The organism is Kribbella qitaiheensis (assembly GCF_042657745.1).
GTDB classification, from domain to species: domain Bacteria; phylum Actinomycetota; class Actinomycetes; order Propionibacteriales; family Kribbellaceae; genus Kribbella; species Kribbella qitaiheensis.
This window is the reverse complement of sequence record NZ_JBHSKE010000019.1, coordinates 96,466-110,044: the sequence shown is the minus strand read 5'-3', so window position 1 is coordinate 110,044 and position 13,579 is coordinate 96,466. Positions and strand designations below refer to the sequence as shown.

The following is a 13,579-nucleotide window of genomic DNA, read 5'->3' as shown; positions in this document are numbered from 1 at the left end:
GTTCTCCGTACGGCGCTGCCGGTACTGCTCCCCCGGGACGGCGTCTCCCCTGTGTGCCGGTGTCACGTCGCATTCAGTATGGCCATGAGCTGACGACCACCCTGTCAGGCGCGCCGCCGTCCCTCTCGTTCCCCGTCCGCCACCTGGTACGACGTACCGGGCGCTGCGATGGTTCAGGCCGGGCGGATCCGGAAACGAAGGGTAACAGGGCATTCACTACCCGCATGCGCAAGGTGGGGGGGCCGCCAGCCTGGTACCCGGAGGTAAACCCGTGCATCCACGGCGTGGCGGGCAACTTTCATCGACTTGTGATGGCCGGATGCGCCGTTCATCGGATACGAAGAGTCCTGGAACGACTACGCCCTGCTTGCACCGACCCATCGCAAGCATCTTCCAGTGAGGACAGGAAACCGCCCATGAGACTGTTCCGTACCCTTGCCGCGACTCTTGCATCAAGCGCCGTCGCGTTCAGTGCCGCGCTGCTCGGCGGCAGCCAGGCTCTCGCCGTCGAGGCCCCGCAGACCGCCGCCCAACCCTCGCGGATCGCCGCGCCGGGCACCGACTTCACCGGGATCGCCGCGCTGAGCAACTGCTCCGCCTCGCTCGTCCGGTACGCCGAGTCGCTGTCCACCGACAAGGCGCTCGTGCTCACCAACGGCCATTGCTACGAAGGCGGTATGCCGAGCCCGGGCCAGGTGATCGTCAACCGGGCGTCGACCCGCTCGATCACCCTGCTCCGGCCGAGTTCCAGCAACGCCGGGACGGTCCGCGCCCGCCGGGTCCTCTACTCCACGATGACCAAGACCGACATGACGTTGTACGAGGTCAACGAGACCTACGCCTCGATCCAGTCGCGGCTGAACGTCACTCCGCTGACCCTGGCGAAGCAGGCTCCCGCGAACGGTGCCGGTATGGCGGTCGTCTCCGGCTACTGGAAGCGGATCTACACCTGCTCGGTGCAGACCACGATCCCGGAACTGCGCGAGGCCGGCTGGGTGATGAAGAGCTCGATCAAGTACCAGCAGCCCGGCTGCGAGACCATCGGCGGCACCTCGGGATCACCCATCGTGAGCACGACCACCGGTGAGGTGATCGGCGTCAACAACACCGGCAACGAGGACGGCGAACAGTGCACGCTGAACAACCCGTGCGAGGTCGACGCCGCGGGCAACATCACCGTCGACCAGGGCGCCGCGTACGGCCAGCAGACCTGGTGGCTCTACACGTGCCTGACCGCCTCCCGCACGCTCGACTTGAACAAGTCCGGCTGCCAACTGGCGAAACCCGCCCGCCGCTGACCCGTTGCTGAGGGCCGGGCGTTTCGGGGGCGAAGGGTGACATAGACCACTTGTGATCCGGTATGGTCGCCGCCCATGGCAGTCGACTCCTCCACGCCCGGCCAGGTCAGCGCTCCCCGGTGGCAGCATCCACTGGGAGTCAGAACCCGGTTGGTGGCGTCCAGTGCGCTGATGTTGTTCGTCGAGCTGGCCCTGATCCGCTGGACCGGCTCGAACGTCGTGCACCTGAGCTACTTCTCGAACTTCGTGCTGCTCGGCTCGTTCCTCGGCATCGGGATCGGCATCCTGCGGTCCGGCCGGGCGAAGCGGCTGCCGTACTACTCGCCGGTCATGCTCGGCCTGCTGGTCGCGGTGATCGCCTGGAAGCCCGTCACGGTCGACCGCGGCAGCTCCTCCAGCGTCATCTACTTCACCAGCCTGAACACCACCGGGCCGCCCGTCTGGGTGATCCTGCCGATCGTCTTCGTCGCCGCGGCCGTCGTACTGGCCGGGCCGGCGGAGCTCGTCGGCCGGTGCTTCGCGGAGCTGCCGCGGCTGACGGCGTACCGGTACGACCTGATCGGCAGCCTGCTCGGCATCGCGGCCTTCACCGGGCTGTCGTTCCTGGGCTCGCCGCCGATCTGGTGGGGCGTGATCGTCACCTTGTCGTTCCTGGCGCTGATGGTCCCGCACCAGAAGGCGACCGCCACCGCGCTCAGCGCCGCGCTGGTGCTCACGCCCTTGCTGGTGATGGTCGGCGTGCTCTTCCACGAGTCCACCCGGCCGGAGAACAGCTGGTCGCCGTACTACAAGGTGCAGACGGCCGACTCGGAGTTCCAGGGTGTCCCGCTGCTCACGATCATCGTGAACGGCGTACCGCACCAGCAGGCGATCCCGGCCGCGAGCCGCCTGCAGTGGGAACCGCAGTACGGAATGCCGTACGAGCGCGCCGTGGCCGGGAAGCAGCCCGGCAACGTCCTCATCATCGGCGCCGGCAGCGGCACCGACGTCGCGATCGCGCTGAGCAAGGGCGCCAAGCACGTCGACGCGGTGGAGATCGACCCGCGGATCCGCGACATCGGCCGCGAGCGCAACCCGGACAAGTCGTACCAGGACCCGCGGGTGACCTCGCACATCGACGACGGCCGGGCGTTCCTGTCCCGGACCGACAAGAAGTACGACCTGATCCTGCTGGCGCTGCCCGACTCGCTGACGCTGGTGAACGGCGCGAGCTCGCTGCGGCTGGAGAGCTACCTGTTCACCCAGCAGGCGTTCGAGAGCGCGCGGGACCACCTGGCCCCGGGCGGCGCGTTCGCGATGTACAACTACTACCGCGAGACCTGGCTGATCGACCGGCTCGCGTCGACCGCGCAGGCCGCCTTCGGGCACAAGCCGTGCGTGGACAAGGTCGGCGACGACCTGCAGCAGGCGGTGGTGACCGTCGGCCTGACCGAGGCCGACCAGTCCTGCGGTTCCACCTGGGCCGGCGCGACCTCGACCACGCCGCCTCCCGCCACGGACAACCGGCCGTTCCTCTACCTGTTCACCGACCGGATCCCGTCGCTCTACCTGATCACGCTGGGGCTGATCCTGGTGGCCGGAGTGATCGGGGTCGGCATCGCCGGTGGCGGCTCGTCGTACCGGCGGATGCGGCCGTACGCGGACCTGTTCCTGCTGGGCGCCGGGTTCATGCTGCTGGAGACGAAGAGCATCACCGGATTCGCACTGCTGTTCGGTACGACGTGGGTGGTCAACGCGATCGTCTTCGCCGGCGTGCTCCTGGCGGTGCTCGCCGCGGTCGAAGTGACAAGGCGGTTCAAGACACCACCACTGAAGGTGATGTACGTCGTGCTGTTCGGCGGGTTGCTGCTCAGCTGGTTGTTCCCGGACAGCTGGCTGCTCTCGATGCCGGTCGGACCGCGTGCGCTGGTCGCGGTGCTGATCGCGTTCCTGCCGATCTTCGCGGCCAACGTGATCTTCGCCAAGCGCTTCACCGACACCGCCGACGGCACCGCCAGCTTCGGCGCCAACCTGCTCGGCGCGATGCTCGGCGGCTGCCTGGAGTACGCCGCTCTGATCATCGGCTTCGACGGCCTGCTGATAGTCGCCGCGCTCCTGTACGCCGGCGCCTTCCTGCTCAGCCCGAAGCCGGCCGGAGTACTCCGGACCTAGCGCTCCGACCGCCGGCCCGGGTGGCGACACCTCGGGCCGGCGGACCGGTCAGTCCTGGGGGCGGTCGTTCGGACGGTCCGGGTTGGGGCCGGGGTTGTAGGTGCTCGGCGGTGGGTAACCGGGGAAGGTGTTGCCCTGCTGCGGTTGACCGGGGTGCTGGTAGCCCTGCTGTGGTTGGCCGGGGTGCTGGTAGCCCTGCTGCGGATAGCCGGGGTACTGCTGGCCCGGATATCCGCCCGGCCCGCCGGGAAAGGTGTTGCCCGGCCGGTTCGCCTTGCGGCGCTTGAGCGCGCCGACCACCAGCAGGACGACCCCCAGGCCGATGAAGACGAGCAGCGACCCGATCAGGCCGAAGATGGAGCCGACGAAGCCCAGGATCGACATCCGCGGCCCCACGCCGTACGACGTACCGGTGTCCTCGTCGGCGCAGCTGACCACGTACTCGCCGGGCGGTACCGTCTCGACCGAGCGGGCGATCACGTACCAGGTGTTGTCGTTGATCGTGATCGTCTCGGACCCGCTGGGCGACTTCAGCGGGACGTCCGCGCCACTGGAGTCCTTCACCTCGCACGGCGGCCGCAGTACGGGCTCGGACGAGTAGATCGTCAGGCCGTCCTTGTCGAGGCGAACCGTGCCACTGGTGCCGATCCGCTCGGGTGAGCGCGGTGCTGTCTCGACGATCCGCCAGACGAAGAAGCCGGCCAGCACGAGGCCGATCACGAAGCTGGCGATCGCGAGCCAGGTCAGCGTCCGCCGCGGCGCCCGCGCCGCTGGTTGCCCGGGATAGGTCGTCATACCCGAACGCTAGCCGCCCAGGCCGGTCACAGGGGTCAGGCCGGTCACGGTACGCCGAGCAGACGCAACCCCGCGGCGGTGGCGGCCGCCGCGACGACCACGAGCACGAAGGGCGCCTTGCGCCAGGCGAGCACTCCCCCGACCAGTACTCCGGCCGGCCGCGCGATCCCCGCACCACCATGTCCGTCAGTGAGAGCGGCGGTCGCCACCAGCGCCGCCAACAGGACCACCGCGGCCGCGGCCATCACCTGCTGCGCACGCTCGGGTAGTTCGAACCGCGTCCGCATCAACGGCCCGGCGAGCCGCAGCGAGAAGGTGCCCACGGCAAGGACGAGAATCCCGACCAGCAACAACGTCGTGTTCATCGGACACCCTCAAGCTTCATCGGACAGCCTCCAGCGCGGGTTTGTCGGAGCGGTAGAACACCAACCCCACAAGGGCAAGCAGAACCGGCAGCCCGGCAGGCAGGAACGGCGTTGCCGCGAGCGCGACCACCGAGCCCACTAGCGCCGCCGTACGGGTCTTCCTGTCCCGCAGCGACGGCAGTACCAACGCGAGCAGCACCGCCGGGAACGCCGCGTCCAGCCCGAACACATCGGTGTCGGTGATCACCGAGCCGGCCAGCGCACCGATCACCACCCCGATGTTCCAGCAGATGAAGATCCCGATCCCGCAGACCCAGTACGCCGCCCGCTTCTGCCGCAGGTCGTCCTGACCGAGGGCGAAGGCGACGTTCTCGTCGGTCATCAGGTGACTGCCCAGCGGCCGCCTCCAGCCGTTGCCGATCACGTCGCTGACGGCCAGGCCGAACGCGACGTGTCTGCTGTTCACCAGCAGTCCCGCGATGGTGGCGGCGATCGGGCTGCCGCCGGCCGCGACGATGCCGACGAAGAGGAATTGCGACGCCCCGGCGAACACCACGATCGAGAGCAGCACCGGCACCCACAGGTCGAGTCCCCCGCCGACGCTGATCGCGCCGTACGAGAGGCCGACCACGCCGTCGGCCAGGCAGACCAGCGCGATGTCGCGCAGCAGCCCGGGATCGATTGTTCGCCATATCGAACGCATGGGTTTTATGATGAACAGCAGACCGCCCGTTCGTCAAGCCGAACAGACCGACCGATGGAGCGAACACCGATGGACAGCAAGGCACCACTCGACGTGATCGCCGGCTCGTTGCGCCGCGAGCGCGCCCGCGCCGGTCTCTCCCTCACCGAGGTGGCCCGGCGTGCGGGCGTGGCCAAGTCGACCCTGTCCCAGTTGGAGTCCGGTACCGGCAACCCGAGCGTGGAGACGCTCTGGGCGCTCTGCGTCGCCCTGGAGATCCAGTTCGCGGACCTGCTGGATCCGCCGCGGCCGAAAGTGCAGGTGATCCGGGCGAACGAGGGCCCGGCGATCTACTCCGAGCACGCCGACTACAGCGCCACCCTGGTCGCCTCCTGCCCACCGAAGGCCAGGCGCGACATCTACCGGATCGTCGTTGCCCCGGGCCCCGGTCGGGAGTCCGAGCCGCACATGCCGGGCACGGTGGAGCATGTGGTGCTCAGCAGCGGCCGGGCCCTGATCGGCCCGACCATCGAACCCGTCGAACTCCACCCGGGCGACTACATCGCCTATCCCGGCGACCTGCCGCACGTGTTCAAGGCGCTCACCAAGGACACGTCCGCAGTACTGATCTCGGAGACCAGCTGAGCGGAACGATTGCCTCAGGCAATCAGACCTTGCGGCTGACGCCGCCGGCGATGCACTCCTCGACCTGGTTGAGCGGCTTGACCCGGGGGCCGTCCGGCCACCAGTCGTCGCACAGCACCACACCGGGCTCGACCAGTTCCTGGTCGCCGAACATCGCCGTGATCTGGGCGTGGGTGCGGAACACGCCGCTGCCCATCGGGCTGTGGGTGAACTTCTGCTCCATCGCCCGGGCGATCTGGGAGTGATCCGGCGTCTCCGGGTCGAAGAAGTGCGCGATCACGGTGTACGAGCCGGGCACCATCTCGTCGGTGTACTTCTGGATGATCTCCGGGCCGTCGTCGCCGAGGTAGTGGTGCAGGGTGCCGTTGTGGATCAGCGCGATCGGCTGGCTGAAGTCGAGGAACTCGCGGACCTCGTCGTTGCCGAGGATCTCCTCGGGCTGGAAGATGTCGGCGCTGATGAACAGGGTCTGCTCGTTCTCCTCCAGCAGCGCGCGCCCGTGCGCGAGCACCACCGGGTCGTTGTCGACGTAGACCACCTTCGCGGCCGGCTGCAGCCGCTGCACCACCTGATGGGTGTTCTCGGCGGTCGGCAGCCCCGAGCCACAGTCCAGGTACTGCGTCATGCCGCCCTGGCTGGCGAGGAACCGGCAGGCCCGGATCAGGAAGTTCCGGTTCGACCAGGCCAGGTCGTTCACCTGCGGGGCCACGGTGGCCACCTGGCGGAGCACCTCGCGGTCGATCTCGTAGTTATCCTTGCCGTTCAGCGCCGCGTCGTACACGCGGGCGATGCTGGCCCGGGTCGTGTCCACCCCGACCGGCACGGAACTGGGGGCTTTGGTGGCATCGGGCATCGACGACCTCGCAGGTGGGTTGTCCGGGTGATGAGCACTGAGCCTACTCACCGTGGGGGCACCGGTTCACCCTGTCCGTGCGCGTCGGGCTTCCCCACCGGCCGGGCAACCGTGAAATGATCCACCGACGAAGCACGATGTAGTGACCACAGGGGCCGATCTGGCCGGCTGGGGCGTGGGCTGAACAGGGAGGCGGCAGTGGCGGAGCAGGGGACGCCGGGCGGCCCGACCGCCCTGCGGATCATGCTCGGCGCACACCTTCGCCGGATGCGCGAGGAAGCCAATATCAGCCGCTCCGACGCCGGCTGGGCGATCCGCGGCTCGGAGTCCAAGATCAGCCGGCTCGAGCTCGGCCGGGTCGGTTTCAAGGTGCGCGACGTCGACGACCTGCTGACGCTCTACAAGCTCGACGACCCGGCCGAACGCGAACGCCTGCTGGACCTGGCCCGCGAGGCGAACAACCCCGGCTGGTGGCAGCGGTACGACGACCTGACGCCGACCTGGTTCCACTCCTACCTCGGGCTCGAGGTCGCCGCCCAGCTGATCCGTACCTACGAGGTCCAGTTCGTGCCCGGGTTGCTGCAGACCCCGGACTACGCGCGGGCCGTCGTACAGCTCGGCCGGGGTGAGCGGGTGCTGCCGGACGCCGAGCTCGAGCGACTCGTCACGCTGCGGACGTCACGCCAGGAGATCCTGACCCGCGTCGAACGGCCCGCCCGGTTGTGGGCGGTCGTCGACGAGGCCGTACTGCGCCGGCCGATCGGCGGCTGGGCGGTGTTGCGGGCGCAGCTCGAGTACCTCGTCGAGGTGTCGCGCCGGCCGAACGTGACGCTGCAGATCCTGCCCTTCTCGGGCGGCGGTTACGCGGCCACCGGCGGCGCGTTCAGCCTGCTGCGGTTCGGCGACGCCGACCTGCCGGACATCGTCTACATCGAGCACCTGACCAGTGCGGTCTATCTGGACAAGCGCGAGGACCTGGACGAGTACGTGGTCACGATGGACTCGCTGTCGATCGCCGCCAGCACGCCGCGGCAGACCCAGCACCTGCTCGCCTCGATCATCGCGGAGATCAGCTGAAGTTGCCTCAGGCAACTTAATGTTCCTGAAGTATTGCAGCAGCGCGGACCCCCGGGACGCGGCGTGGTTCGCAACCACGCAACGTAGTGGTTCGTGACCGGAAAGTAAAGACCTGCCTCCAACGGGTGCACCGGCAACCTTTCCGGCCCCCGGCTCGTCATATTCTTTGCGCCTAACTCTCGTGGGACGGAGCAGTCGACATACCGATGGCGAGCGATCACGAACCGGAGAACGCGCGCGGCCCGCTCCGTCCGGCCGAACCGCGACAGCGGGCCAAGGACCGCGGTACCTTCACCATCCTCGGGCTGACCCTGCTCGGGTCGCTGATCCCGGGAACCGGCTACCTGCTCGCCGGGCGGCGCAAACTCGGTGCGGCCGTCCTCGCCGTCAGCGTGATGCTGCTGGCGGTGGTCGCCTACCTCGGGCTGACCAGGCGCGAGCAGATCATCGAACTGGCCGTCACGCCGCAGAAACTGCTGTACGCCACGCTCGGCCTGATAGTGCTCGGCCTGGCCTGGATCGCCGTCATCATCACCTCGCACCGGGCGCTGCGTCCCGGCACCGCCTCCGAGGCGACTCGGGTGATCGGGGCGGCGTTCGTCGGGCTGCTCTGCTTCGCGGTCGCCGTACCGACGGCGATGGGTGTGCAGACCGCGCGGACCCAGCGGGATCTGGTCAAGTCCGTGTTCGCCGGCAAGGACAGCGAGAGCGCGACCCGGCCGAACGTGGAGAACAAGAAGGACCCCTGGGCCGCCAAGCCCCGGCTGAACATCATGCTGCTGGGTGCCGACGACGGCCCCGACCGCGACGGCGTCCGGACCGACACGGTGATCGTCGCGAGCATCGACACCGCGACCGGCGACACCTCGCTGATCTCGCTGCCGCGCAAACTGATGTTCATGCCGTTCCCGAAGGGCACCAAGCTGCACGAGGCGTACCCCGACGGGTTCGGCAAGGACGGCATCAGCCTGCAGGCGCGGCTGGAGTGGATGCTGGACGCGATCTACAAGAACGTGCCGGCCGCGCACCCGGGCATCGTCGGGCGGTCCGACAACGAGGGCGCGGACATCCTCAAACTCGCCGTCGGCGAGGCGACCGGGCTGACGATGGACTACTACGTCCAGGTCAACCTGGCCGGCTTCACCGGGCTGGTCAACGCGCTCGGTGGCATCACCGTGAACATCAACTACCCGATCCCGGTCGGCGGCAGCGACGACGCGAAGCGGCCGCCGAACTACTACCTCAAACCCGCGCAGAACAAGCACCTCTGGGGCCTCGAGGCGCTCTGGTACGCCCGCGGGCGGTACCAGATCCCCAACCCCGACGACGCTCGCAGCGCCCGCCAGCGGTGCGCGATCCACGCGATCGCCGAGGCGGCCACGCCGGCCAACCTGCTGAAGAGCTACCAGAAACTCGCCGCGGTCGGGAAGAACATGGTCCGCACCGACATCCCGCAGGACCTGCTGCCCGCCTTCCTCGACCTGGGCCTGAAGGTGAAGTCGGCGAAGGTCTCCGAGGTCCCGCTCGACGGCCAGAAACTGAAGTTCGCCTACCCGCACCCGGACTACGACGGCCTGCGCGCCACCGTCGCCGCCGCCCTGGCCTCGAAGCCCGTCACGCCGACCACACCTGTGAAGCCACGGACCACGGCCACCCCGGTCAAGCCCCGGCCAGGCACGACAACCACCCCCGGGACGACCACCCCCACCGCCGATCTCGCCGACGCCTGCGAGTACCACCCGGTCGAGACTCCCTGACCCCTTCCAGCCGGGCAGAACGTCAGTGCGTGGCGTCTCGGCGGACGATTCGGCGGAGCTTGGCCCGGACGGTGGGGGCGACGGGAAGGCCTGAATCGAGGAGTCTTCGGGCGCAATCGGGTGGGGCGCCGACAGCGAGGTCGCTGATCGTCAGGCCGTGGTCGGGACGGTAGACGATCTCGATCTCGTCGCCGGCCCGGAGCTCGCCGGGCTCGAGGACCTTGAGCATCGCGCCGACCCTTCCCGTGCTCGCGAAGCGGCGATGGAAGCGCTCGATCCCCAAGCGGAGCGAGAGATTCTCACACGGCGTCCGCGGCAACCGAACCTCCAGCAACACATTCCGGATCCGCCAACGCTCCCCGAGCTGCGCGTCCCCGACCGGTTGCCCCACCGTCCTGAGGTTCTCCCCGAACAGTCCGGCCGGTGTCTCGCGCCCGAGCTCGTCGGCCCACCAGGTAGCATCCTCACTCGCGTAGGCATAGACCGCCCGATCCCGCCCTCCGTGCCCGCCGGTCAACTGCTGGTCTCCGGTGAGCCCCAACTCACCGACCTCGACCAGCCCGTCGACCGGCCGCTTGTCGATGGCCGTCAGACCCCACCGCCCATCCCGCACTTCCCGGACCACATTCACCGCCTCGACGCTGCCCATACCTCCAGTGAGGCATACCGAAGTCCTGCCTCACTTGATCGTTTTGCTCAGATCCCGCGGACCGGCGACACCTGCGGCTGGGCTACATGCGGCCGATCAACAACATCGCGTCACACCACTGGGTCCCGTCCTGCAGCTGACCTGGCGCGACCGCCCTCCGAGGATCCCTTGCTCGGAGGGCGGTCCACGTCATGCCGGATCAGGCGGGGAGGCTCCATACCTGGTTGCTGCCGCCGGAGCAGTCCCAGATCTGCAGGCGGGTGCCGTCTGCGGAGCTGGGGCCGGTCGCGTCCAGGCAGCGGCCCGAGGCCGGGTTGCGGAGGGTGCCGTTGGACTGTGCCTGCCAGGTCTGCGCGCCGGTGCCGTTGCAGTCGTACAACTGGACCTTGGTGCCGTTGGCTGTGCCCGCGGCGGCGACGTCCATGCACTTGCCGAGCGCCCTGATGGTGTTGTCGGTGCCGACCGTCCAGGTCTGCGCCGAAGTACCGTTGCAGGTCCAGAGCTGGACCGCGGTTCCGTTGGCGCTGTTCGCACCGGCCACGTCGACGCACTTGCCGGCGATGCCCCTGATCAGGCCGGTCTTGCCACCGGTCGGCGGCGTACCGGTGCCGCCCGCTGCGTCGAAGATCGCGCTGACCAGCGAGGTGCTGCCGGTGGTGTCCTGGGACAGCTCCCAGTTCATGATGCCGCCGCCGTTCGCCACCGCCCACTGCGTCTTGCGCTTGATCGTGGGGATGCCGTTGTAGCACTGCTGGGCGCCGTTGGCGTTGATGCAGTCGACGTTCGCGTTGTTCGGGTTCAGCGCGACGATCTGCGAGTAGGTCAGGTAGCCGGGACGGCTGTAGAACGGCACGCCGAGCACTGTCTTGGCCTTCGGCAGACCTCGGCTCTTCCAGAAGTTGGCCGCGGCGACGGACCAGTCGTAGTTGGCGTGCGGGCTGCCGCCGTCGTACGCCATGATGTTGAGCCAGTCGACGTAGCCGAAGACGGCCGGCTGTACGCCGTTCGCCGTACCGCCCTCGGACACCACCGCGGCGGTGAGCAGTTTGCCGCTGCCGTGCAAGGCGTTGCTCAACTGCTGCATCAGCGCGGTGTAGTTGTTGCCGGACGTGCCCGGGTCGGGGTACTCCCAGTCGATGTCGATGCCGTCGAGGTTGTACTGGTTGACGACGCTCATCACGCTGTTGACGAAGGTGGTGCGGCTACCGGAGTTGCCCGCGAGCGCCTCGAACGCGGAGTCGTTGCCGTCGTTCCAGCCGCCGATGGCCAGCGACACCTTGACCCCGTTGTTGTGCCCCTGGGACACCAGCGAGGACAGCTTCGACGTGTTCTCGATCCCCTGCAGGGTGCCGTTGGAGTTCGGCAGCGCGAACGCGTAGTTGATGTGGGTCAGCTTGGAGTACTGGATGGCGTTGACGTCGCCGGACCAGGACGGCATGTAGCCGACGCTGCGGAACCCGTTGGGCAGCGCGGCGGCGGCGGTCCGGGCAGTGACCTCGGCGCTCGCGGGCGGGGCGGGAGCGAGCAGAGCCGTGGCTCCGGCCGCGACTGTCGCCAGCGCGAGAGCCGCGACCGCGACGCGACTTCGGACCTTGATCCAAGACGGAGAAGAAGGGTGCATGGGGCGGGTGTCCTTTACCTTCCGGGGGGCGGGGACTGCGAAGGTGAAGATAAGAAAAGAGTTGACTGAATGCAGCGCATTCAACTCGGATCTCTCAGCGTCGTCAAGGGGTTACGGAGAATGAATACCGGGGCCCGACTCCACTGGAGATCGGCTGAATCGGAAGTGGATTGTCCGGGATCGGCTCTACGGTGCTGTCCATGACCGAGTTTCGCGAGCAGGACCTGACCGGAGCACGCTTCGAGCGTGTGAATCTCAGCGACGCCACCCTCAGCGAGGTGTCGCTCAAGGGAGCCGGCCTGCGCGACGTCGACTTCAGCGGGGCGCAGATCCGCGCCGCCTCGTTCTACGGGACCCGCCTGCGGGGGGTCGAGCTGCTCGACGTCCAGATCAGCGGTGAGCTCCAGAACGTCGTCGTGAACGGCGTGGACATCGCACCGCTCGTCGAGGCCGAGCTGAATCGCCGAACGCCCGACCGGGCGAAGATGCGCCCCGACGACCCCGAGGGATTCCGTCAGGCCTGGACGATCCTGGAGCGGCTGTGGGAGGGGACCGTCGCCCGGGCGAGAACCTTCCCCGAAGCCGACCTCCACCGCGGCGTCGACGACGAATGGTCCTTCATCCAGACCCTGCGGCACCTGAACTTCGCCAGCGCCGCCTGGGTCGGCCGGATGGTCCTCGGCAACCCCTACCCCTGGCACCAGCTGGACCTCCCCTGGGACGAGGCGCCCAAGTGGGACGACATCCCGTGCGACCGGGAAGCACGACCCACACTCGACGAGGTGCTCGCGATCCGCCACGACCGTCAGAAGATGGTCAGCGACGTCCTCGCCTCACTGACCGACGAGCAACTCTCCTCGAAGGTCACCCAGACCGAACCCGGCTGGCCCCAGCTCGAGAACTGCCCCCTCAAGGAATGCCTCCGCACAGTTCTCAACGAGGAATGGGAACACCGCCTCTACGCCGAACGCGACCTGACCGCCCTGGAACAAGAGTCCCGCTGATCAGCCAAGCCCCTTGCTCAGTAGCCGGGGGCGACGGGGTTCTGGGTCGAGGCACCGACCGGGCTGGGGCTCGTGACAGGCGCGCCGGCCGGGGACACGACGGTCCACAGGCCGCCGTCGAGGGTGATGCCCTGACCGGTGGTCTGGCCTGGGGTTGAGTCGCCGACGAAGGTGTAGACAGGGTGGCCTGCGACGGTGAGCTGGGTGGCTCCGCCGTCGCGGGTGGTCGTACCGAGGGTGCCGGTCACGCCGGGGAGGGACATCGGCAGCGATGCCGGCGCCGGCACGTAGCGCCAGTTGGCCGCGCACGCCGCGGCGCAGGTCGACTTGCTGCTCGTGTCGTTGGCGAACTCGTAGACAGTCCGGCCTTGGCCGTCGACGAGGATGGTGCCGAGTGCGGTGCCTTGAGCGCTGAGCGCATCGCCGGTGGCCGACGGCACCGGCGCCGGCGCCGATCCAGTGGAGCCGCCTGAGTCACCGCCGCAGCCGGCCGCGGTCAGTGTGAAAGCGGCTGCAGCGAGGGCCATCGCTGCGGTCTGGAGGTGCCGGCGATGGATCGTGTTCGACCTCTGATGAGTGATCACTGGTGGTTGCTCCTTGGGCGAGCTGGTCTTCCGTGTTTGCTGACAGCTCCACAGTCGCGGCAATGGCCGCGCAATGACCCCGGGAAGACACGGGTATC

At 68.4% G+C, this 13,579-nt stretch carries 13 protein-coding genes; 6 read left to right on the top strand and 7 right to left on the bottom strand.

Annotated features, from left to right (window positions below; translation table 11 throughout):
* Positions 1–416: 416 nt before the first annotated feature.
* Positions 417–1,298, top strand: coding sequence for a S1 family peptidase (locus ACFPJ1_RS16570; protein WP_380104724.1), 882 nt, complete (start codon positions 417–419; stop codon positions 1,296–1,298).
* A gap of 75 nt (positions 1,299–1,373) precedes the next feature.
* The gene (locus ACFPJ1_RS16565; protein WP_380104721.1) at positions 1,374–3,449 is read left to right on the top strand and encodes a spermine/spermidine synthase domain-containing protein; all 2,076 of its coding nucleotides are present in this window, start codon (positions 1,374–1,376) and stop codon (positions 3,447–3,449) included.
* A gap of 48 nt (positions 3,450–3,497) precedes the next feature.
* Here the strand turns inward: ACFPJ1_RS16565 and ACFPJ1_RS16560 are convergent, their stop codons facing one another.
* The 3 genes from ACFPJ1_RS16560 to ACFPJ1_RS16550 are packed head-to-tail and all read right to left on the bottom strand — an operon-like array spanning position 3,498 to position 5,312.
* Positions 3,498–4,244, bottom strand: coding sequence for a hypothetical protein (locus ACFPJ1_RS16560; RefSeq protein WP_380104719.1), 747 nt, complete (start codon positions 4,242–4,244; stop codon positions 3,498–3,500).
* A gap of 44 nt (positions 4,245–4,288) precedes the next feature.
* Positions 4,289–4,609 (bottom strand): AzlD domain-containing protein, encoded by a 321-nt coding sequence (locus tag ACFPJ1_RS16555; RefSeq protein ID WP_380104717.1) that lies wholly within the window; start codon positions 4,607–4,609, stop codon positions 4,289–4,291.
* 16 nt (positions 4,610–4,625) lie between these two features.
* Positions 4,626–5,312, bottom strand: coding sequence for an AzlC family ABC transporter permease (locus ACFPJ1_RS16550; RefSeq protein WP_380104716.1), 687 nt, complete (start codon positions 5,310–5,312; stop codon positions 4,626–4,628).
* A gap of 54 nt (positions 5,313–5,366) precedes the next feature.
* On the opposite strand from ACFPJ1_RS16550, the gene ACFPJ1_RS16545 reads away from it, so the two are divergent.
* Positions 5,367–5,936, top strand: coding sequence for a helix-turn-helix domain-containing protein (locus ACFPJ1_RS16545; protein ID WP_241997788.1), 570 nt, complete (start codon positions 5,367–5,369; stop codon positions 5,934–5,936).
* A gap of 22 nt (positions 5,937–5,958) precedes the next feature.
* Here the strand turns inward: ACFPJ1_RS16545 and ACFPJ1_RS16540 are convergent, their stop codons facing one another.
* The gene (locus ACFPJ1_RS16540) at positions 5,959–6,789 is read right to left on the bottom strand and encodes an SAM-dependent methyltransferase (RefSeq protein WP_380104713.1); all 831 of its coding nucleotides are present in this window, start codon (positions 6,787–6,789) and stop codon (positions 5,959–5,961) included.
* A 198-nt stretch (positions 6,790–6,987) separates the two neighbouring features.
* On the opposite strand from ACFPJ1_RS16540, the gene ACFPJ1_RS16535 reads away from it, so the two are divergent.
* Both ACFPJ1_RS16535 and ACFPJ1_RS16530 read left to right on the top strand, forming a co-directional pair.
* On the top strand, positions 6,988–7,866 hold the full coding sequence (locus ACFPJ1_RS16535; protein ID WP_380104711.1) for a helix-turn-helix domain-containing protein: 879 nt from the start codon (positions 6,988–6,990) through the stop codon (positions 7,864–7,866).
* 206 nt (positions 7,867–8,072) lie between these two features.
* On the top strand, positions 8,073–9,623 hold the full coding sequence (locus ACFPJ1_RS16530; RefSeq protein WP_380104709.1) for an LCP family protein: 1,551 nt from the start codon (positions 8,073–8,075) through the stop codon (positions 9,621–9,623).
* A gap of 22 nt (positions 9,624–9,645) precedes the next feature.
* Here the strand turns inward: ACFPJ1_RS16530 and ACFPJ1_RS16525 are convergent, their stop codons facing one another.
* Both ACFPJ1_RS16525 and ACFPJ1_RS16520 read right to left on the bottom strand, forming a co-directional pair.
* Entirely contained in the window at positions 9,646–10,272 is a 627-nt protein-coding gene (locus tag ACFPJ1_RS16525) for an MOSC domain-containing protein (protein ID WP_380104707.1), read from the bottom strand.
* A 199-nt stretch (positions 10,273–10,471) separates the two neighbouring features.
* Positions 10,472–11,893, bottom strand: coding sequence for a glycosyl hydrolase family 18 protein (locus ACFPJ1_RS16520; protein WP_380104705.1), 1,422 nt, complete (start codon positions 11,891–11,893; stop codon positions 10,472–10,474).
* Positions 11,894–12,093: 200 nt separating this feature from the next.
* On the opposite strand from ACFPJ1_RS16520, the gene ACFPJ1_RS16515 reads away from it, so the two are divergent.
* Positions 12,094–12,897 carry a DinB family protein gene (locus tag ACFPJ1_RS16515; RefSeq protein WP_380104704.1) on the top strand — a complete coding sequence of 268 codons (804 nt, stop codon included), beginning with the start codon at positions 12,094–12,096 and terminating at the stop codon, positions 12,895–12,897.
* A gap of 17 nt (positions 12,898–12,914) precedes the next feature.
* Here the strand turns inward: ACFPJ1_RS16515 and ACFPJ1_RS16510 are convergent, their stop codons facing one another.
* On the bottom strand, positions 12,915–13,481 hold the full coding sequence (locus tag ACFPJ1_RS16510) for a COG4315 family predicted lipoprotein (RefSeq protein WP_380104703.1): 567 nt from the start codon (positions 13,479–13,481) through the stop codon (positions 12,915–12,917).
* Positions 13,482–13,579 lie beyond the last annotated feature (98 nt).

Coding starts and splice junctions, on each gene's coding strand:
- ACFPJ1_RS16570 (WP_380104724.1), top strand. CDS start 417: ATGAGACTGTTCCGTACCCTTGCCGCGACTCTTGCATCAAGCGCCGTC.
- ACFPJ1_RS16565 (WP_380104721.1), top strand. CDS start 1,374: ATGGCAGTCGACTCCTCCACGCCCGGCCAGGTCAGCGCTCCCCGGTGG.
- ACFPJ1_RS16540 (WP_380104713.1), bottom strand. CDS start 6,789: ATGCCCGATGCCACCAAAGCCCCCAGTTCCGTGCCGGTCGGGGTGGAC.
- ACFPJ1_RS16520 (WP_380104705.1), bottom strand. CDS start 11,893: ATGCACCCTTCTTCTCCGTCTTGGATCAAGGTCCGAAGTCGCGTCGCG.
- ACFPJ1_RS16560 (WP_380104719.1), bottom strand. CDS start 4,244: ATGACGACCTATCCCGGGCAACCAGCGGCGCGGGCGCCGCGGCGGACG.
- ACFPJ1_RS16530 (WP_380104709.1), top strand. CDS start 8,073: ATGGCGAGCGATCACGAACCGGAGAACGCGCGCGGCCCGCTCCGTCCG.
- ACFPJ1_RS16515 (WP_380104704.1), top strand. CDS start 12,094: ATGACCGAGTTTCGCGAGCAGGACCTGACCGGAGCACGCTTCGAGCGT.
- ACFPJ1_RS16545 (WP_241997788.1), top strand. CDS start 5,367: ATGGAGCGAACACCGATGGACAGCAAGGCACCACTCGACGTGATCGCC.
- ACFPJ1_RS16525 (WP_380104707.1), bottom strand. CDS start 10,272: ATGGGCAGCGTCGAGGCGGTGAATGTGGTCCGGGAAGTGCGGGATGGG.
- ACFPJ1_RS16555 (WP_380104717.1), bottom strand. CDS start 4,609: ATGAACACGACGTTGTTGCTGGTCGGGATTCTCGTCCTTGCCGTGGGC.
- ACFPJ1_RS16550 (WP_380104716.1), bottom strand. CDS start 5,312: ATGCGTTCGATATGGCGAACAATCGATCCCGGGCTGCTGCGCGACATC.